Origin of the sequence: Lentzea sp. NPDC051838 (assembly GCF_040681245.1) — a bacterium.
Lineage (GTDB): Bacteria > Actinomycetota > Actinomycetes > Mycobacteriales > Pseudonocardiaceae > Lentzea.
In genome coordinates this window covers 495,436-513,617 of record NZ_JBFAYI010000002.1, presented here as the reverse complement: position 1 = coordinate 513,617, position 18,182 = coordinate 495,436, and the positions used below count along the sequence as shown (strand labels likewise).

The 18,182-nt window shown below is 66.0% G+C and carries 21 protein-coding genes; 4 read left to right on the top strand and 17 right to left on the bottom strand.

What is annotated here, in order from left to right:
• Positions 1-4: 4 nt before the first annotated feature.
• The 13 genes from AB0M24_RS08395 to AB0M24_RS08335 form a co-directional block, all read right to left on the bottom strand.
• Complete coding sequence (locus AB0M24_RS08395; RefSeq protein WP_363762654.1) at positions 5-868, bottom strand: pilus assembly protein TadB; 864 nt, start codon at positions 866-868, stop codon at positions 5-7.
• Positions 865-2,265, bottom strand: coding sequence for an ATPase, T2SS/T4P/T4SS family (locus AB0M24_RS08390; RefSeq protein ID WP_363762651.1), 1,401 nt, complete (start codon positions 2,263-2,265; stop codon positions 865-867). The genes AB0M24_RS08395 and AB0M24_RS08390 overlap by 4 nt, the downstream gene beginning before the upstream one ends.
• On the bottom strand, positions 2,262-2,888 hold the full coding sequence (locus AB0M24_RS08385; RefSeq protein ID WP_363762648.1) for a chromosome partitioning protein: 627 nt from the start codon (positions 2,886-2,888) through the stop codon (positions 2,262-2,264). The genes AB0M24_RS08390 and AB0M24_RS08385 overlap by 4 nt, the downstream gene beginning before the upstream one ends.
• 128 nt (positions 2,889-3,016) lie before the next feature.
• Positions 3,017-3,682: an SAF domain-containing protein gene (locus AB0M24_RS08380; protein WP_363762645.1), complete on the bottom strand. Its 666-nt coding sequence runs from the start codon at positions 3,680-3,682 to the stop codon at positions 3,017-3,019.
• A gap of 966 nt (positions 3,683-4,648) precedes the next feature.
• Positions 4,649-4,894, bottom strand: a complete 246-nt coding sequence (locus AB0M24_RS08375; protein ID WP_363762642.1) for a hypothetical protein — start codon at positions 4,892-4,894, stop codon at positions 4,649-4,651.
• A 525-nt stretch (positions 4,895-5,419) separates the two neighbouring features.
• Entirely contained in the window at positions 5,420-6,058 is a 639-nt protein-coding gene (locus AB0M24_RS08370) for a prepilin peptidase (RefSeq protein WP_363762639.1), read from the bottom strand.
• Positions 6,059-6,328: 270 nt separating this feature from the next.
• Positions 6,329-7,168: an SDR family oxidoreductase gene (locus AB0M24_RS08365; RefSeq protein WP_363762636.1), complete on the bottom strand. Its 840-nt coding sequence runs from the start codon at positions 7,166-7,168 to the stop codon at positions 6,329-6,331.
• Between the two features lie 48 nt (positions 7,169-7,216).
• Positions 7,217-8,230, bottom strand: coding sequence for a GAF domain-containing protein (locus AB0M24_RS08360; protein ID WP_363762633.1), 1,014 nt, complete (start codon positions 8,228-8,230; stop codon positions 7,217-7,219).
• A gap of 145 nt (positions 8,231-8,375) precedes the next feature.
• A complete protein-coding gene (locus tag AB0M24_RS08355; protein ID WP_363762630.1) occupies positions 8,376-9,062 on the bottom strand; it encodes a DUF5753 domain-containing protein in 687 nt (228 codons plus the stop codon).
• A gap of 162 nt (positions 9,063-9,224) precedes the next feature.
• On the bottom strand, positions 9,225-9,629 hold the full coding sequence (locus AB0M24_RS08350; RefSeq protein WP_363762627.1) for a hypothetical protein: 405 nt from the start codon (positions 9,627-9,629) through the stop codon (positions 9,225-9,227).
• Between the two features lie 43 nt (positions 9,630-9,672).
• Positions 9,673-10,524 (bottom strand): DUF5753 domain-containing protein, encoded by an 852-nt coding sequence (locus AB0M24_RS08345; RefSeq protein WP_363762624.1) that lies wholly within the window; start codon positions 10,522-10,524, stop codon positions 9,673-9,675.
• A gap of 93 nt (positions 10,525-10,617) precedes the next feature.
• Positions 10,618-10,965, bottom strand: a complete 348-nt coding sequence (locus tag AB0M24_RS08340; RefSeq protein ID WP_363762621.1) for a hypothetical protein — start codon at positions 10,963-10,965, stop codon at positions 10,618-10,620.
• A 17-nt stretch (positions 10,966-10,982) separates the two neighbouring features.
• Positions 10,983-11,207: a hypothetical protein gene (locus AB0M24_RS08335; RefSeq protein ID WP_363762618.1), complete on the bottom strand. Its 225-nt coding sequence runs from the start codon at positions 11,205-11,207 to the stop codon at positions 10,983-10,985.
• A 234-nt stretch (positions 11,208-11,441) separates the two neighbouring features.
• On the opposite strand from AB0M24_RS08335, the gene AB0M24_RS08330 reads away from it, so the two are divergent.
• Together AB0M24_RS08330 and AB0M24_RS08325 are read left to right on the top strand one after the other, a co-directional pair.
• Positions 11,442-12,644: a helix-turn-helix domain-containing protein gene (locus AB0M24_RS08330; protein ID WP_363762615.1), complete on the top strand. Its 1,203-nt coding sequence runs from the start codon at positions 11,442-11,444 to the stop codon at positions 12,642-12,644.
• Positions 12,644-13,552, top strand: coding sequence for an aminoglycoside phosphotransferase family protein (locus tag AB0M24_RS08325; protein WP_363762612.1), 909 nt, complete (start codon positions 12,644-12,646; stop codon positions 13,550-13,552). Before AB0M24_RS08330 ends, AB0M24_RS08325 begins: the two co-directional genes overlap by 1 nt.
• Before the next feature lie 16 nt (positions 13,553-13,568).
• Here AB0M24_RS08325 and AB0M24_RS08320 read toward each other — a convergent pair whose 3' ends face one another.
• Positions 13,569-14,204 (bottom strand): class I SAM-dependent methyltransferase, encoded by a 636-nt coding sequence (locus AB0M24_RS08320; protein WP_363762609.1) that lies wholly within the window; start codon positions 14,202-14,204, stop codon positions 13,569-13,571.
• Between the two features lie 31 nt (positions 14,205-14,235).
• Complete coding sequence (locus tag AB0M24_RS08315; protein WP_363762606.1) at positions 14,236-14,682, bottom strand: hypothetical protein; 447 nt, start codon at positions 14,680-14,682, stop codon at positions 14,236-14,238.
• 77 nt (positions 14,683-14,759) lie between these two features.
• Here AB0M24_RS08315 and AB0M24_RS08310 point away from each other — a divergent pair, with 77 nt between their 5' ends.
• Positions 14,760-16,001, top strand: a complete 1,242-nt coding sequence (locus AB0M24_RS08310; RefSeq protein WP_363762603.1) for a hypothetical protein — start codon at positions 14,760-14,762, stop codon at positions 15,999-16,001.
• A complete protein-coding gene (locus AB0M24_RS08305; RefSeq protein ID WP_363762600.1) occupies positions 15,998-16,729 on the top strand; it encodes a glycosyltransferase family 25 protein in 732 nt (243 codons plus the stop codon). Before AB0M24_RS08310 ends, AB0M24_RS08305 begins: the two co-directional genes overlap by 4 nt.
• Here the strand turns inward: AB0M24_RS08305 and AB0M24_RS08300 are convergent.
• On the bottom strand, positions 16,726-17,397 hold the full coding sequence (locus AB0M24_RS08300; RefSeq protein ID WP_363762598.1) for a DapH/DapD/GlmU-related protein: 672 nt from the start codon (positions 17,395-17,397) through the stop codon (positions 16,726-16,728). The two genes, AB0M24_RS08305 and AB0M24_RS08300, sit on opposite strands and share 4 nt — an antisense overlap.
• On the bottom strand, positions 17,394-18,179 hold the full coding sequence (locus AB0M24_RS08295; RefSeq protein ID WP_363762595.1) for an alpha/beta fold hydrolase: 786 nt from the start codon (positions 18,177-18,179) through the stop codon (positions 17,394-17,396). Before AB0M24_RS08295 ends, AB0M24_RS08300 begins: the two co-directional genes overlap by 4 nt.
• Positions 18,180-18,182: the final 3 nt, after the last annotated feature.

Genomic DNA, 18,182 nt, shown 5'->3' with positions numbered 1-18,182 from the left:
ATGATCACGTCGTTGCTCCTTTGCCAGTAAGAAGCCGCTCCGGCTCACGGAACCGCGAGATCCTCGTCAGCCACGCGAATGCAACGGCGAACAGCGCGCCGACGAGCAGCAGCACGAGCTGACCGATCGCGGAGTCGAACGGGCTGAGGTAGTCGCGGTTGAACACCACGAGGCCGGTCGCGAACAACAGGGTGGTGATCACGATGACCCGCACGCTGGTCCGGCTGCGAGCGCGACCGGCGTCCACGCGCATCCGCATCGTCGCCTGCTCTCGCGCCTCGACGGCGAGTTCGCCGAGCAGGTCCGCAAGCTGCCGGGCCTGGTGGTCGGAGGCCAGCACGAGCGCGGAGACGACCAGGTCCGCAGTGGTGTCGTGCAGCTGCTCGGCGAGCTCACGGAGCCCTGGGGCGAGGCGATCACCACGTTCCAGCTTCACCGCGAGCTCGGTGATCTCGCTCCGGATCGGCTCAGGACAGGTGGAGGCGGTGGCGAGGATGGCCTGCTCCAGACCAGCCGCGGCCACGAGCGTGTCGCGCAGCATCTCCGTCCAGCCGGCGATCGCCTCGATGCGGTCGAGTTGCCGCTGGTCGTCGACGTTCGATCCCAAGATCCGCGGAAGACCGAGCACCGCGGCCACGCTCAGAACCGCGCCCACAACCCAGCCCGTGAACATGCCGATCCCAGTGCCCACGACCAGCGCCACGACGAGGCGCCCCATGGTCTTCTGGTTGAGGCGCAACGCACGCACGGCTCGTGGACGCGGTGTTGCCCCGTCATCGGGCTTCCCGCGCAAGCCCACGATGACGAGCAGTACGCCAGCAGCCACGCCGGCGCCGAGCAGGCCGAGAAGCGTCGTTGTGGTAGTCATGACGTCCACCAGCCATCGCGCCGGTCGCAAAGTTCCGGGTCGTAGCCCGCATCGGCCAGCAGCTCGACGGTGCCGGTTCGCAGTGGCGCCGCCGGGACCGCGCGCTTGTCCGGACCGGGGCGCCAGCACTCGTTGCTGATGATCTGCGAACCCTCGGCGCCGACCACCTCCCGCACGGACGACACGACACGCTTGCCATCGTCGTCCCGGGGCTTGTCCAAGTGCACCACGAAGTGCAGTGCCGAGGCGACGAGCAAGTTGGTCGCCTCGATCGGCAACCGTTCGGAACCCTGGACGGCGTAGGCGGCGAGCTTGGTGAACGCGCCCTGGCTGGAACTGGAGTGCAGGGTGCCCATCGAGCCGTCGTTGCCCATGGACATCGCGTTGGTCAGCGGGATGACCTCGGGGCCTCGGACCTCGCCGACGATGACCCGGTCGGGACTCATCCGCAGCGACTGCCAGACCAGGTCCGACATAGAGATCCCACCCTGGCCTTCGATGTTCGGCTCACGAGCCTGCAACGACACGACGTCTGGATGCAGGTCGGCGTCCTCGTTCAGGCCGAGCTCGAAGACGTCCTCGATCGTGACGAGCCGCTCCCACGACGGGATGGCCGAGGCCAGCCCGCGAAGCATCGTGGTCTTGCCGATCGACGTGCCGCCGGTGACCAGGATGTTGCGCCTGGCCCGCACGAGGGCGCGCAGAAGGCTCTCCAGCGCGAGGTCGAGGGTCCCGAGCTCACGGAGCTGAGCCAGGTCCACCTTGGCGAACCGGTGGCGGCGGATCGAGACCGACGGTCGCGAGGTCACCGCCATGACCGCGGACACCCGCTCCCCGTCAGGCAGCTGGAAGTTCACGATCGGCGAGCCGCGGTCGAACCTGCGTTCCTCCACACCGGACCGGGTCGCCAGGTCGCGGATCAGCTCGATCAGCTCGCTGTCGGAGCCGACCACCGGCGGCAAGCGCTTGCGGCTGCCGTCGGCGCACCTGACGAAGACGCGCTCGCCGTTGATGTTGATGTTCTCGATCTCGGGGTCCGCCAGCAGCGGCTCCAGGCCCGCCAAGCCGAAGACCTCGTCGAGCACCTGCTTGACCAGGCGCTGCTCGACGTCCGGTGTCACCAGCATCCCACCGGCCCCGGTGTTGTGGAGCTCCGCACGAGCGTGCGCCTCGGCAGCGTCGGTGAGGATGGCTTCCGCGAAACGCTTGCGGTCCAGTGCACTCATAGGTGGCCGTCCAGCCACCTCGTCACCGCGAATGCGCTGACCGAGCTGTTCGGATAGGGAGCTGCGCAGGTGCTGGCGCAGCCGATCAGCCGCTGCTGCTTCGCCACCGGCTCGGTGTGGCAGTTCGGCCGGGCCGGCCAAGCTGCTGCCGTTCAGGCTCGACAGTGTCATGACGCCACCCCGTCGATCAGTTGCGACCTGACGCTCACACTCGCGCGGAGGCTGAGTGCGAACTTCGCCGTTGCTCGTCCCAACGCAGACCTGTTCGGCCCGCTGCGAGTGCCGCCACGGCCACACAGCGCGTCAGCGCCCCTCACGTCCTGCGGGATGTGCGCCATGACCGGCACGCGCAGCTCCTGCGCGACGTAAGCCGCGCTGTGGCCCTGTCCGACCAGGACGAAACAAGGACGTGGCGACCAGCGCTGAGCCGCCGGGAGCTTGAGGGCGACGTGCGCGAGCTCGTCGTCACGCGGACGCGCGAGAAGCACCATCGCGTCCGCGCTGCGGATGATCGACAACGCCGGGGAGTCCGGTTCCACCCGCCCGCAGTCGGCGAGGACCACTGTGTCTGCGCGGTCGCCGGCTCGGCGCAACGGCGACGATCCACCGAGCGCCAACAAACTCAGCGCGGCACGCGCTTGCTCCGCCTCGACCGCGCCAGGCAGCACGCGTAGACCGTCCGGGAGGAACTGCGCGTGGAGCGCCAGCTGGTCAGCGCTGGAGTTGCCGCGAACGCGGGTGGACGCGGCCAGGCGGACCAGGGTCAACTCCGGGCTCAGCCGGAACCGGGTCATGAGGTCTCCCCCCGCGGGGTCGGCCTCGACGACAATCGGAACCTCAGGTCCTGGCCACCGCGCACCGAGTGCCAACGCGAGGGTGGTGACGCCTGGAGAAGCTTTCAGAGAGCAGATGGCGATGAGCATCAGCGGTTCCCTCCTGCGATCGCGAGCAGGCTCACGTGGCCCGCCGGTGCCGACGACAACGCACGACCGTCCGATTCGGACATTCGCAAGGACACGACCGTGGTCTGCTCGGTCTCGCGCCCGAAGACGCCGAGCACCACCGCGGTCCAGGACTTCGGCCCCAGGTCCGGGATCCCTTGTGCCGGAGCCAGAAACACGGCAACCGTCGTGCCTGCCGACAGGTCAGGAGGAAACTGCCCCGGCTTGAGGCCGACCGCGGCGATCGCCTTGCCCTGTTCGGGGACCTGAGGAGCGCCGAGCACCGACCGCGTCACAAGGGTGCCTTCGGGAAGGCTGAAAGCAACAGGCTGCCCGACAGCCGTTGACGCAGCCGATGCGACGACAACGTCCACCTCCGAGTCCATGGCCACCGCGATCGGGCGAAGGTCCTGAGCTACCAGAACCTGACCGGCAGCGACGGGGCGAGCGAGGGCAAGGACGCTCTCCCGCTCGCCCAGCTGGGTCGCCAGAACCGCTCCTCCCACACCGCAAGCAGGGATCAGCACGAGCCCCAGCAGCAGGTGCGGTAGTCGGCGTCGACGGTTGCTCCAGCGCTTCGGCGGCTTGCCGTCACGTGCGATCCACGTTGAGGTGGCGGACGGTGCTTTGGTGTTGGTCGTGGTCATCACAGGCCCCCTTTGGGCATGCCTTCATCGCGACACGTCGGCTCAGGCGTTCGACGTGCCTTGGACTAGCGGTTGTTGGTGAGCAGATCGCCTAGCGAGGCGGGGTTTGCGTGGTCAACCGGTCGTGATCCCCTGGCTCTCGGCCACTCGGAACGGAGCCGAGGCATTGGTCGTCAGGTTCGGGAACGTCCCGCCCTGTCCAGCGCCGGACCAGGTGACAGTCCACTTCACTGTTACGGTCACTGGAAAAGCCTCAGCGGGACGTCCGGCCGACGAGGACCTGTAGGTGTGCCCGCAGTCAGGTGAGGCGCTCTTCGGGTCGGCACCCACCGGGAACGGCGTGCCCGAACCGGTGCATGTGACCGAACTGCCGTCGCCCATCGACCAGCTTGCAGACGTGGGCCGCGCGATAGCTGTCACCGACACACCGGGCACGGCCGCCGTAGCCGAGACGTCGCTCCAACTGCTGGGATCCAGCCACATCCAGGTGGGCAGGTTGACCAGCTGGTCTCCAGCCGGATTCGCCTGGATCCTCGGCGCCGGCAGCCGTAGCCGGTTGCGCGCCATCTGCGCCACCTGTTCAGGTGTGAGCGGAGGTGCCGTGTCGGCACCTGCAGGGACCCAGATCGGGCCACGAGAGTCCGGATCCTTCCCATCGGGCGAACACAAGAGCAAGAACCACCCGCCGGACTCCTTCGGCGTCTCCTGGCCAGGTCCTGGTCCAGCCGGCACGTACCGGCAACCGAAGGTCCCGTCGCTGTCGCCGTTCTGATCCTTGCCGTCGACCGGGCGCTGGCCGTGGCTCGTCGAACCATCCGGGCGCTTTCCAGCCAAGACCTGGCACCACGGAGACGACTCCTGAACGCAAGTGGTCACGCCCCAGGCATCATCTCCTGACGCAGGAGGAGCTACGACGAGGAGACTCGCTGCCGCAACGGTCACAAGAACGGTTCGTCGTCGCATCGCTCAACAACTCCCGATCTCGTGGACCGCGTAGTCGGAGACCTTCCACGTGCCGTCCGGCTGCCTGTCGACCGCGGCTTTGATGAGTCGCCGACCGCCCGGCACGTCGTCTGCCAACAGATCGGTGTCCTTGCGGTACTTGAGCCAGTTCGTCGAGTCACCGCAATCGGTGATCACGACTCGCGTCGGGTCCTCAGCAGGTTCTGCCTCCGACGCCTTCGGGTCGAGAACTGGTTTTCCCTTGCTCACCAAGCCCTTCTGCCTGTCTGAACTCAGACTCCGTTTCAGCTTCTCCAGTGCCGCACCAGCAGCGTTCTGTACTAGCAGCGGCGAGTCCGGATCCGAGGTGTTGCCCGCGTTGGCAAAGCCCTCCCACATCCTCCGATAGGCGCTGACAGCGCTGGTGCGAGCCGAGTCTGCGGTCCGGACGGCGGAAGTGGTCGTGGTGGACGAACTGCTCGGTGCAGACCCCTGATCGCATGCACTCGCCGCTACGAGTGCGCCTCCGACAACCAACAGCGTCGTGGTCTTCTTCATCGCGGCCTCCAACCCGGGAAGATGAACGTTGGTGCCGAGGTGGCCCCGCGTGGGGGCAAAGGGGCCACCTCGACCGGCGCGCCCGGAGTGAACGTGACTTCCGGGCGAAGTACTTCGGCGAGCATCAGCTGAGTGATCAACACGAACAGGGCGACGGCGCGGTGCAGCGCTCGCGGAGCCTCGTAGGCGATGACAGGATCGGGTTCCGGAAGCGGCAGGCACATCACGCGACCTCCGTCAGGCTTGCAACATCGCGTAGACAGCTCCGGCCAGCAGTGCAGGGCCAAGAGCAACGGGATCGCGATGACCGATCCGCCTCACGACGAACAAGGTCCGTATGGCCGCCCAGGCAACCAGCAGGCCCGCCGTCAGTCCTAAGAAGACATACGACCAGCCACGCCACCCGAGATGCAGTGCCAGTGCAGTGGCAAGCGTGACGTCGCCGAACCCCAGATCGGCGCCGAGCCTCAGGTAAACAAGCAGTCCGGCCGAGAACACCGCGGCTGCGGCAACCGCAGCCCGAAGCAGCGGCTCGAAGTCGCGCAGGACAAGAGCGGTCAAGCTGATCTGTGCCAAGCCACCTACGAGCAACGTGCCGACGACTCGGTGCGGCAACAGGTGACACGTCCAATCGACGAGCGCAAGCGTCGAGCCGACAATCACCAGCCAGGCAACCAAACCAGCGGACTGCGGCACTGCCAGCGCCGCGTACGTCAGCACGAAGCCCAGAAAAGGGCTTGCTGCAAGGGAAGTGGCCCAGCCGACGGAAGCGAAGAGCCGCCAGGACATCGGTTCGCGCTGCGCTATCGAGAAGCCGGCGAGCATCACCAACGGCCCCGAAACCACGCCGAGCAGGCTGTAGGACAACGTGATCATCACGCCCTCCAGCAGTTGAGAGACCGAAGGGAGTGATCAACGCCGATGAGCGCAGCAGGACGCTGCGAAGCGGCTGAAGGTGGTTGCTGGTAGCGGACTGTCGCCGAGACATGTCGATCCCCGATCGCGTTCGAGGCCAGCCCATGGCTGCCTCATGTCTGCGTTTCAGGGATCAGCTCGATAGCGACAAAGCCAACCCAATCGGAATACTCCGATTGGCCCACCGTAAGCAGTGACGCCGGTCACGTCAACCGGTATCACCGATCCGGGTTATCGCCGTGCAGACCGCCCTCGAAGACGTCCGAGCAACCGCCCCATCGCCGGAACCAGATCCTGGTAGTGGCCGCCTACAACGCGAGCCAGCACAGCCACCAGACGTGCATCAGCGCCAACGAAGACCCGCGCCCGGCGACGTTCAGCTCCACCTAGGACGATCGCCGCGGCCTCTTCCGGTTCGGTGCGCGCGACGCGCTTCTCGAAGCCCCGGATCACGGCGTCACGGTTCTCGGCGACCGCGAAGCTGCCGTTGCGGACGATCGATGTCCGAACCCCTCCAGGGAAGACGCACGTCACCGACACCCCGCTACCTGCAAGCTCCTGGCGCAGCGATTCGCTGAGGCCGCGGACTGCGAACTTCGACGAGTTGTACGCGGTGTACTTCGGCATCGCCACCAGGCCGTACGCGCTCGAGAACGTCACGATCCGGCCGTCCTTCGAGTCGACGAGGGCTGGTAGATGCGCCTTGACGGTGTACATCAGCCCTCGCCAGTTGACCGCCATGACGCGGTCGATGTCCGCGACATCGGAGTCGAGCAGGCTGCCGCGGTGGATGATGCCGGCTGCCGCGAACACGGAGTCGACGCCGCCCAGCTCGGAGTTGGCAGCAGCCGCGGCAGCCTGCACCTCGTCCCAGTCGCTCACGTCGACGACCCGCTCGAGGACTTGCGCTCCGAGCGCTTCGCAGCGTCGGGCGGTCTCGCCCAGGGCACTCTCATCGCGATCGAGCAACGAGAGACGGGCCCCTCGGCGCGCGAGCTCAGTCGCCAACGCCCGGCCGATGCCCGCCCCTGCTCCGGTGATCACCGCGACCCTGCCCTCGAAGCAGTCCAAGATCCAGCACCTTCCCCGCGGCCGGCAACTGGGTCGACCTTCCCACGTTCAGGGCAGGGTGAGGGTGACGAGCGCTGCGGTGGTGTGTTGATCCAACGCCATGAGCGCCGCGGAAACGGCCACCTTCATCCAGCTCCCGTCGTCCGCGCGAAGCCGCAGAACGCCGCCGGCCCGGCCACTCGACTCGAGTTCCTTCGACAAACCCACGGCGCTGCGCAGATCCTCGCGGTGAACAGCGGGACGATGCGGGGCACCGAGCGTCCAAGCAACTCCCGGCATCGGGCTGTCGAGCCACTTCAACAGCCTCATCGTGCGCAAGTCGACGATCGCCCGCCAGCGTCCGGCTGTCGCCTCCGCGGCGAGGATCTGCTGGGCGAGCAGGACCGGCGTCGGCGGTGGCGCGGCCGGCACGCTCTCCGCCGGGCCGATGTCGTGCGTGATTCCGCGGACGATGAGCTCAACCCGGCCACCGGGAGTCTTCACCTCGACGCAGCGGCACGCGAAATGCACCGCACGCCGCTCACCGTCGTCCCGGTTCACGGTCCACGTCGCCAGGTGCTCGGCGCCCTCTCTCGCGTTCACGATGAGCGCCAGCGCCTTGGCCTCGTCCGCGTTCGTCGTGAGCCGCTGGTAGGCGAAGAGCTCAGCCAGGTCGTGCTCGTTCCGCCACTTGTCCGCTCTCGTCCCGTAGAGCCTCAGCAGATCGTCAGACCTGCTGCTGACGTGCCGGGTGAGGTTGATGTGCCAGGCGCCCGCGGGGTCACGCGCGGGCGGATCCTCGTCCAGCGGCCCAACCCACACGTGGACGCCGTGAACCAGGCCGCCGTACGCGAGCAACGGGTGCGCGATCACCCGGCGTCGGCCGATCGTCGTTCGAGCTTCAACCGACACGCCGCTCTCGACCACGCGCGCGATCACGCCCAGGACGTCGAGCAGGAAAGGACCACGGCCGAGAACAGAGCGAATCGACACCATGTTCTTCGGATTGCTCCCAGCCGCAAGCACCGTCGGCTCGCGCTGAACCCCACCAAATGTCTCGACAAGCAGCCAGTCAGCCGCCATCGCTCCGTCCCCCCGGTCGAAGATTGGCCTGCTCAGGCACACTAACTCCGACGAGGGTCCGCCGCTTGGAGCTTCTCCAAGACCTCGGTGAAGCCGCACTTGATTCATGCGGTCGAGTGAATTCCTTAGTCTGCTCTACGGTACCTCACAAAGTGGAAGCTGCTTCCGCGATGAGTTCCATCGACTCGCCGTCGGCAAGCGCTTGGTCCCGCAACGCCGCAAACCTGTGCGCTACCTGCTCGATCTTGGCGGCTTCCTCCACGTACTCGCACCGCAGGAACGTCTCGAGGTAGACGACGTCGTCGTGCTGGCGGTGCGGGAAGGTCAGCCAGATGAACGGGCAACCCATCGCTGGACGAGCCTCCGGCACGATCCGAAGGCTCACGTTCGGCTGTTCACTCACCTCCATGAGGCGAAGCAGCTGCGCCTTCATCACTCGCGGCCCACCGACGACCTGCCGCAGCACCGCCTCCGGGAACACCGCCTCGACCGCCAGTGGATCGCTGCCGTCCGACCGCGATGCCCATGACTCCCGCACGCGAGCCGTCACCGAGGCCTTCAGCGGATCGTCCGCCTGAGTCGCTGCATCCGTGTAGCCGACGAGCTGGAACACGCTGGGTACCGCGTCCGTGGTGAACGTTCGCAGCAGCGTTGCGTCAGCGACGAGATGAGGAAAGTCCACCGCCGGATCGAAGATCTCCGGCTCCGGGTGTGCGACAGCTCTGAGCTGCGCCGCGTGCTCGGACTGGGACACCACGAGCTGCCACTCGGGTGTCGGCACCTTGTAGACATATCCCAACGCCATGATGTCGACCGGTGCAGAAGGCTGCATCGCGTTCTCCATCATGGACAACTTGGCGCTGCTGAAACCCACACGCCCGCCGGCCTCGGTGAGGCTGAGATCAAGTGTGTTGCGCCATCCGGCCAGCTTCCGCCCGACAGCTCGTTCAAGGGCCGTGGCCCGAAAGTCTTTAGGCATGACGAGCTTGCGATCTCACGACCTGCTGTCGTCCTGTGTGGACTCGTTCTGACTTGTTGCGGACACGTACAGTCCGGCTTTGAGGGCGTCTTCTCTCCGCTGCATCAACCGCACATGGTCGAGGAGAAAGATCCCGAGAGTCACGAGGACGACGAAGATGGCGCACTCCACCCAGTTCCGCGACGTGGCTGCCCAAAGAAACCCAGCGGTTCCACCAACGACGAGCGCCGCGAGGATCATGAGAGCCGATGACGAAGGAAGGTACCTAGGCCCGAAGCCCGCCCGCCGGTCGACCTCATCCTGGACCGCACGCCACAAACCGCGATCCTGAAGGCGGCCTTTCTCGATCGCCTCGGTCAGCTGTGCAGCCACGGCCTTCACTGCGGCAGCTTCCAACACATGTGTTCCAACCTCAGTCATCACTTGGCTCACTTCCGTACTCGGTTCCAACTGGGCGCCCTATCTACTGCGGCGGAAAGACATCGCGCGTGTCCAACTCGGCAGCCCCTTCCTCCTCGCGAACTTCTTGGAGGCGCACGCACCGGCGAGAGATCAGCTCGAGCGACTTGTCCTCGTCCAGACTGACCCTGTCGAGTGCGCAGACCACAGCGTCGTAGCCCCCAACGGCCTCCTTCGCCTCGACGAAGAGGCTGGAGTTCTCGGTCTCCACCAAGACCAGCGGCTCGTACTTGGGGAACTTCAGCTGCGTGAAAGGCCCTGCGACACCCGCGTGCGCCCCAGCCGCCGCAGGTACGACCAGGATCCTGATCCTCGTCCAGTTCGCCATGAACATGAGGTGCTGCAGCTGGCCGATGTGCGCTTCTCGTCCGCCAACTTGAAGATCAAGCGCAAGCTCGTGGATGTAGAAGGTGCTCTCAAGATCGTTTCCGAGCAGCTGCTGCATCTCCTGCATCGCACACAACCGCTCCTCCACCTCGTCAGCCGGCACGGTGGCGGACGCGACCAACAGCTCTCGCATGTACTCAGCTGTCCGGAGGAGAACCGGTACCGCGTGCGTGTGCCAGCCGATCAGAGTTTCGGCTGCCGCGAGGTTGGTGAAGGCTGTGTGTGACCGCACAGGCATGCACTCGCCATGCACCTGCCACCAACCCGACAAGTCTCGTGCGGGAAAGAGGTCGAGTAGACGGTCGCGCTCGTTGGCACTCTCCCGGCAGGCCCCGAGCACCATCGCAACCTCAAGCAGGCTGACGCCTCCTCGGCCGGTCAAGGTGTGGGAGATCTTGGCGTCGTCCCAGCCGAACAGATCGGCGAGTTCGCGTGCGCTCATCCCGGAGTTCGCGATGGCCTTGCGCATTCCATCGCCGAACTCGCGGCCGCGGGCAGTGGAGATCCTCTTTGGCATAGCCGAGTTCCCTGTGTTGTGCGAAGAGAGTGAAGAAGGCGAGATTCAGTCCTCGGGGGACTGGTGAAGCCTGTGTCGCCGAGCGCTCCAGCACGTGCGGTCGCGTGTCGTCGCGCTCGCTGCTCCGAGCGCCACGTGCACCTTGATCAGCATTCGGCACGGCGCCGGCACCCTCCGCCAGAACGGCCCGCTGCGGCACTTTCCGCAGCTGCCGTTCTCATCGGGCTGATGTTCGTCGACGAGCTCACGCAGTGCGGCCACCAAGCCCGGCACCTCCCGCCTCATGATCGGCAGGACGGACGTCGCATCGCCGTCAACAGCAACGCGCGACAAGAGGTCGAGGTGATCATCAAGTCGTTGACGCAGCTCAGCGAACAACACCAGGTTGCCCATCACCGATCCCCTTCCGCCTAGCTCGCCCGAAGTGACTGCTCCGCTGCCACTTCGGGTTCGTCGGCAACGGCGTCACCGGAGTAGTTCGACAAGGCAAATTGCACGGCAGCTCGAAATGCGAGGAGCCCTTGGTCCGCGGCGTTGGCTTCCTTGCAGTCCAGCGCCGAGGTAACAAGCACGGCCGCTGTGGCCAGGACAGTGGCTTGCGGCAGCGTCAGGTTCACAACAACGGCAACCGTCACGTCCACCACCCGCCTTCGTTGGTTCGCATGCACAACAGCGCGTGTTCATTCACCGTCACATGCAATTTCCAGCAAAGTGGGACGGCCTTACTTCGAACAGAGCATCAAGTGCGCAAACACGTCGCAGAGCGTGTGCGTTTTGTGGGCATATCACCCTTGACCTGCAAGAACAGGCATCGACTACCGTAGGGTGGAGATGACCGGGGAGGTACGTCGATGAGCCCCAGACGCGACATGTTCGTCGAAGCGTGCAAACGCACTGGCTACACGATCGATTCGCTGGCGGCAGTGCTTGGTGTGGACCGCTCGACTGTCTCGCGCTGGCGCAGGGGGCAAACCCCTCAAGCAGCGCAGCGACTCAAGCTCGCAGAAGCGCTCCAGCTCTCCCTCCCAGAACTCGACGAGCTGCTCGATCAGACGGCGCCGGCAGCACTCTCGATCATCTGGCCGGCGCGATCCGCGGCTGAGGGTGATCTCCTCGGACGACTGGACCAGACTCGCCTGCTCGTCGACCAGACGCTCTCGAAAGGACTCGGTTCGATGAAGCGACTGGAGCTGATCGAGGAACGGGTCGGCGACCGGATCGACAGCTACACCCACACCCCGCCGGCCGAGGTTCTCGATGAGCTGATGCCAGATCTCCTCGAAGTGCAGCAGCTCGCGGACGAGAGGCAGCCCGCCAGGGTGCAGGAGCGACTGTCCACAGCGACAGCCGTACTCGGTCTGCTGAGTGCCGACGCGCTGATGAAGCTCGGCGAGATCGACCGAGCGCGCTACTGGTACGGCACCGCCCGTCTCGCCGCGGACGACACCACCAACGGCCTTCTGCAGGCACAAGTCCGTGCGCAGGAGGCCATGCTGCCGTACTACTACGGGCGGCTGCAGCGCACCATTTCCCTGGCGCAGGAGGCACAAGCGCTGGCCGGTAGCGCGGTTTGCAGCGCCAACGCCCTCGCAGCGGCGGCGGAAGGCCGCGCCCTTGCACGACTCGGCGATGCCGAAGGGGCTGAGCGCGCAATGACCACGGCGCAGCGCCTCGTCGACCGGCTGGACGAACCTTCGACCGACGCCGCCTTCGAGTTCAACGACAAGCGGCTGCTGTTGTACCTGTCCGGCACGCTCACCTACCTCGGCGAGTTCGATCGCGCACACCACGTCCAGCAACAGGCGCTTGAGCGCTATCGCAGCGACCCGACGCTCGTCATCGACCCTGCGCTCATCAGGCTCGACCAGGCAGTCGGCGAGGCCATCGACGGCGACATCGACGACGCCTGCGCCCTCGCGGTCGGCACTCTGCTCGACCTGCCCGCAGATCACCGCACTCGCATCGTCCTCAAGCGGGCGACCGATGTGGTGCAGGCGATTCCCACACAGCGCTGGGAACGTCCCGCGGTCAGCGAACTGCGCGAACTCGTCGCCCCGAAGAGTGGAACCTGATGGCGGTGGCCGGCCACGAGCTGACGCACCTCACCGAGTTCACCTTCAGTCCGGACCGCACGAAGCTCGTCGCAGTCGAGGCATGCCGTCGAGCAGGTCTCGACCCCGCAGGCATGGTGCTGCTCAGACACCAGACGAACGCGGTGTACCAGCTCGCCACCGCGCCCGTAGTCGTCAAGGTCGTGCGTCCCGGTATCAAACACACTGAGGACGTCGTCAGGTTGGTGCGGTGGCTGACTGAGCAAAACGTGCCCACCGTTCCACTGCTCGACATCGAGCAGCCGATGCGTTTGGCAGGCTGCGCGGTCACGTTGTGGCGGTACCTCCCGCAGGACCAAGCGATCTCCGCAGCCGACATCGCAGAACCGCTCTTGTCTTTGCACAGCGCTAAAAACGTGCCGCTTGAGCTGCCCGAGCTCGACGCGCTCGGAATGATCCGACACTCGATCGAAGCCAGCACCATCCTCTCTGACGACGAGCGGATCCTGCTGGAAGAGTTCTTCACCGACGTGCGCGATCGTCTGAGTTTCGTGGAGACGAGTGCTCCCCGCCTGATCCACGGTGACCCTCAGCACCGGAACACGTTGTGGGACAACGACACTCAGGCAGCAGTCCTGTGCGACTGGGAGAGCGCTGTCTTCGGCCCGGTGGAATGGGATCTCGTGACCATCGAGGTCCACTGCCGGCGGTTCGGGTTCGCCCCGGAGGAATACCAGCAGTTCTGCCGGCTGTATGGACGAGACGTGCGAGAGTGGTCGGGTTACGAGGTCTTCAAGGACCTGCGAGAGCTGAGGATGATCACCACGAACGCCAGGAAGTCGGCACGAGGAACTCCCCAGGCAGCGGAGGTCCACCGCCGAATCGCTCAGCTGGGCCGGAACTCGGCCTCACGGTGGTACATCCTCTGAGCACCACGCTTCGTCTTCACTTCGGAACTGTGCCCCTGACGAGCAAGGTGCCTGGAAGGTCGGGCTTCGGCGGGGGAATGATCTCGGAACTGGCAGTGGCGAAGCCTGCGATGAACAACATCTCGGCCCACTGCTGTCCCGAGAAGTTCCACTTCCTGATCGCGCGGTCGGGCTGCGCACCGTCGTCGAGTTCGTCGTTGTGGGAGAACACCAACATGCCGCCCGGAGCGAGCCGCTTCCGGACGAGCGGCAGGAGCACCGCGGGGTCCGTGAACCAGGTGGCTCCGAAGATCGAGATGACGACGTCGAAGTCGTCAGCCGACTCCTGCAGGAAGTCCACCACGTCCTGCGTGACGAACTCCAGCTCAGGTCCGCGGCCCCACCTCTGCTCGGCGGCCGCTTCGCGAGACGGGGCGATGTCCACGCCGGTGCAGCGGGCGCCGAGCGTCGCGAGGTGGGCGAGGTTGCAGCCTGAGCCGGAGCCCAGTTCCAGGACCCGCTTGCGGCGGAGAGCTCCGAGGATCGTCTCGTCGGGGCCATGATCCGGGTACTGGGTCCAGTTCAGCCATGTCGTCGCACCCGCGGCGTTGACGGTGCGACGGGGCTTTGCCTTGGTGGCGAACCGTTCCCAGGCAAGAGCTGGCGTGATCACTCGTGTTCTTCCTCGTGGTGCGCGCGTTCGGCTACTTCTTCGGGCTGTTGTGGCAGCAGGCGTAGCACTGGTGGCAGTCGACGTCCTGGGCCTCCCACAGCTCCGTGTCCAACGGGAAGCCGGCGGTGCGGATCGCTTGGATCGTGCCATGCAACACCATCGGCTGGGAGCCGCGTTCCTCTGCCAGGTGCGGGATGTGGTGCAGGTAGGTGCCGGCGTACTGCTGGCAGAAGTCGATGTAGCGCGGGGTGTCCAGCACGAACGAGTGCACGCCGAGGTCGACGGCCGGCGTCGGGCCCATCGGGGTGTCTGGGTTCTCGGCGGCCGTGACCAGGTAGGCCAGGGTCTGTCCGAACGTGCGCTCGGCCAGCTCGTGGTCCATGTCGTGGTCGCGCATGATCAGCTTGATCAGGCGGTCCCAGACCTCCGTCGAGACCAGGGTGCGGGGATCGCGGAGGCCGACAGCGATTGCGGTCATACGAGGTTCCTTTCTCCAGGTCGTGCTCGCCCTGCGTGATTGAGGATCTCGTCGGCGCTGGTGATCCACTAGGCCACGTGGTACCCGTGTTGCTGGTCAGCGACCTGGCCACCTGGACATATTCTGGACACGTGGTGCCCGCCCAGTCACTGTCCGCAGCCTCCCTGCGCGAGAGCTTGATCCGCCTGCGCAAAGGCCTCGCCCTCGCTCGGCCGACCTCCGTGCTCACCGCCCTGACACCTGAGGTTCGTGCCCACCTCAGCGAGTCGAGCGGGGTCCTCGCCGGATCCGCGGATGAGGCCCGCCATCTCGTGGCAGTGCTTCAGCGCGGCGTGGCCCAGCTGTCCGCAGATCAGCGCGCACACGTCGAGGTCGACTTCAATCTCGATGCCGAACATCAGCACCCCACACTGACGGAGCGGCAGGAGTCACTGGCGCAGAAGCTGGGGTGCGCGGCGAAGACGGTGCGAAGGCACGCTGACCAGGCCCTGGAGACGCTGATCTACGTACTGCTGGCGACCCACACGCCGCCTGCTGGCTCAGGACAGGCTGGAGCGCCTGCCAGCGACGCGACAGTGGAGGACCTGACCGACTTCTGGGGTTTGAGGGCAGGCGCACGCGTCGACATCGTCTGCTCCGAGATCCCAGCGGCAGAACGTCCTGAGTACGCCGACCCGTCGGATCGCAACTACCTGCGCTACGCGAAGTTCGCCGACCTCGACACGCTGATCTACCTCCGCACCCGGTTCACCCAGCTGAGCCCGGATGTCGTCGTCCGCGACTTCGCGCCGTCGGAGTACTACGACACACAGGCTGACGTGCTCTGCGTGGTCGGCGGTCCGCCTTGGAACGCCAAGTTCCGGGAGTTCCTCCCCATGCTTCCGTTCCACTTCGAGCCGCACCCGCTCGGCGAGGACGACCCGCTGGTCGTGCCGGAGCTGGAGCTGACGATCAGTCCACACTGGACCGCGAAGCAGGAGCTGTTGCAGGACCTCGCAGTTCTCACCCGTCTCACGCTCGGCAACGGCACGACGGTGTTCCTGTTCGGTGGCTGCCTCACCCTCGGTGTCCTCGGCGCGGCCCGCTGCTTGCTGGAGGCCGACCGCGGACTGCGCAGCGTCGGGTACATCACCAACCTCGTCGGTCAGGACGACTTCGTCCTGGTGACCGAGACACGCCGGATGGGCGGCCTGACCGATGTGACCGATCTCAGCACTTCTGAGCCTCTGCTGGTGCTGACCCGTACCGCGAGCAAGCCGTTCACCGCCATCGTCGACAACACTGACCGCTACCCCGCGACGACCCGCTCCGCGTCATGATCACTCTTTCTGATCTGCGCTGCTACGTCATCAACCTTCCGCGCCGTCAAGATCGCCGTGCCTGGATCCAGCGCTCGCTTCCTCCCGAACTGCCCGTCACCTTCGCATCAGACTGGGCTGACCTGTTCGACGGCCGGAAGCTCACACAGACAGGCCTCGAGGCTTCGGGTTACAAGCTGTTCCCGTGGCAGATCGAGTCGGACAACGAGTGGTGGAACAGGCCGCTGAAGTACGGTGAGGTCGGCTGCTCACTCGCCCACCTCGCATGTTGGCGCGACGCCCTACTACACGGCACCGAGCCCTACACGGTTGTCCTGGAGGACGACGCCGTGCTGCCGGACAACTTCCTCGCCGGACTGCTCGACGGCCTTGAGGACCTCGCTCGGAACGAACTCCACTTCGACCTTCTCTACCTCGGGCGATTCCCACTCGAACCCAGCCACGACGCTCGCCCGGGCTTCGTGGTCCCCGGCTACAGCCACTGCACGTTCGGCTACCTGGTGACCAGAAATGCGCTCGACCTGCTGCTGGCCGCCGAGCTGGAGCACGCGATCGTGCCGGTGGACGAGTTCCTGCCCGCGCTGTACATCGACCACCCGAGAGCAGACCTGCGGGCTCGCTTCCCGAAGCAGCTCGCCGCGCTGGCCTTCGAACCTCCGCTCGTGCGCCAACGCCCGAAGGACGAGGCCGGCAGCGACACCGAGGACACGGACTTCGTCGACCCCTAGGGCCTTCTGCTTGCCTGCACTCGCCAATGCGCGATCAGGCTCTGCAAACGCTCACCGGACCAGCCCTCCGCGGGCGTCTGCAGGTTCACGCCGGTCACGACGTGCTCCGCGGGCACGTCCTTCGTGACGACAGCGCCAGCGGCCACGTAGCTGCGGGGGCCGATCCGGACTCCCCCGACGACACGAGCACCGAATCCGACCACCGTGTCAGCCTCGATGATCGGTGGCTCCTCGTCGACCTCCCACCAGTCCTGGTGCGGTCGCGTGTACTCGTGCACCAACTCGCCCATCACAGTGGAGCGATCACCAATGCGGGTGCCGTCGCAGACAAACCCAGCCACAACAGCATTCGCGCCGATCGTGACACGGTCACAGACGAACGCGCCGTAAACGATCCGGGTCCCAGCACCCACTGTGCTGTCGTAGCCGACGCGGACGCGATCCTCGAGCACGCAGTCGTCCCCGACGCTCACGCCCTCGTAGAGCACGACCTGGTTCGCGAGCTGACACCGCTCGCCGACGACCACGCGAGCGCCTACAAGCGGCGAACCGGGCAACTTCTGCTCATCACGGATCCGCGCTTCCTTGGGGTAGCCGAGCGTGCAGTGCATCCCCACCACGGAAGTCGCGCCGATCGTGACCGGGGCGTAGAGGGACTCGATGTTCACGCCTCGCCCCGCTTTCCGCGGACGATCCAGTCGACCGTCAACTTGATCGCCTCGTCCTCACGGTGACGCGAGTCGAACCCGTGGTCCGAACCCACGATGGTGTGGAAGTCGCAGTTCGCGCGGGAGGCCGCGGCATCGCGCGCCACGTCGTACGAGACATAGCTGTCCTGGTCACCGTGAACCACCAAGGCCGGGCGCGTGTCACGGACGAAGTCCTCAGCCGGTTGATACCGGTTGAACTCGTCGAACATGACACGCCCGAGCTTGAACTCGCCGTCGATCAAGAGAAAGCCGTTTTCCTGCAAGAACCTTTGCTGGTCACGATTGAAGTTGTCGGTCCCCCACGGCAGCTCCGGCTCGACGAACGTCCGCCGTAGATCGAGGACCGGGTTCCACAAGACGACACGCTCGACATCAACTCGGAGCCACGGCAGCGACACCGCGGTGGACACCGCGCCGAAGCTCGCCGCGATGATCAGCAGCGGGCCTGGTAGTTCTTGCCGGGCATACTCGAGGGCGGCTTGGAGGTCGAGCACTTCGCCGGCGATCGTGACACCGGCTTGGGTACCACCGCTCTCGCCGTGACCGCGGTAGCTGAACCGGAGCGCGTCGAAGCCGTTTGCCGCAAGCTGGTCGGCGAGCCGCACGAACATCCCGCCCTCGTTCAGGTCGACGGTGATGCCGTGCGCCAGGACGACGGCGCCTCGCGCGTTGTCCGGTGCACGGTGAAGTGCAGCATCGAGCTGGACACCGTCGAGAGACGTAAGGCCGACGCGCTGCACGTT

What these genes read in the sequence shown, in the direction of transcription:
- AB0M24_RS08395 (WP_363762654.1), bottom strand. Translation starts at nt 868, where the DNA reads ATGACTACCACAACGACGCTTCTCGGCCTGCTCGGCGCCGGCGTGGCT.
- AB0M24_RS08390 (WP_363762651.1), bottom strand. Translation starts at nt 2,265, where the DNA reads ATGACACTGTCGAGCCTGAACGGCAGCAGCTTGGCCGGCCCGGCCGAA.
- AB0M24_RS08385 (WP_363762648.1), bottom strand. Translation starts at nt 2,888, where the DNA reads ATGACCCGGTTCCGGCTGAGCCCGGAGTTGACCCTGGTCCGCCTGGCC.
- AB0M24_RS08380 (WP_363762645.1), bottom strand. Translation starts at nt 3,682, where the DNA reads ATGACCACGACCAACACCAAAGCACCGTCCGCCACCTCAACGTGGATC.
- AB0M24_RS08370 (WP_363762639.1), bottom strand. Translation starts at nt 6,058, where the DNA reads ATGATCACGTTGTCCTACAGCCTGCTCGGCGTGGTTTCGGGGCCGTTG.
- AB0M24_RS08360 (WP_363762633.1), bottom strand. Translation starts at nt 8,230, where the DNA reads ATGGCGGCTGACTGGCTGCTTGTCGAGACATTTGGTGGGGTTCAGCGC.
- AB0M24_RS08355 (WP_363762630.1), bottom strand. Translation starts at nt 9,062, where the DNA reads ATGCAGCCTTCTGCACCGGTCGACATCATGGCGTTGGGATATGTCTAC.
- AB0M24_RS08350 (WP_363762627.1), bottom strand. Translation starts at nt 9,629, where the DNA reads ATGACTGAGGTTGGAACACATGTGTTGGAAGCTGCCGCAGTGAAGGCC.
- AB0M24_RS08345 (WP_363762624.1), bottom strand. Translation starts at nt 10,524, where the DNA reads ATGCGCAAGGCCATCGCGAACTCCGGGATGAGCGCACGCGAACTCGCC.
- AB0M24_RS08340 (WP_363762621.1), bottom strand. Translation starts at nt 10,965, where the DNA reads ATGGGCAACCTGGTGTTGTTCGCTGAGCTGCGTCAACGACTTGATGAT.
- AB0M24_RS08330 (WP_363762615.1), top strand. Translation starts at nt 11,442, where the DNA reads ATGTTCGTCGAAGCGTGCAAACGCACTGGCTACACGATCGATTCGCTG.
- AB0M24_RS08325 (WP_363762612.1), top strand. Translation starts at nt 12,644, where the DNA reads ATGGCGGTGGCCGGCCACGAGCTGACGCACCTCACCGAGTTCACCTTC.
- AB0M24_RS08315 (WP_363762606.1), bottom strand. Translation starts at nt 14,682, where the DNA reads ATGACCGCAATCGCTGTCGGCCTCCGCGATCCCCGCACCCTGGTCTCG.
- AB0M24_RS08305 (WP_363762600.1), top strand. Translation starts at nt 15,998, where the DNA reads ATGATCACTCTTTCTGATCTGCGCTGCTACGTCATCAACCTTCCGCGC.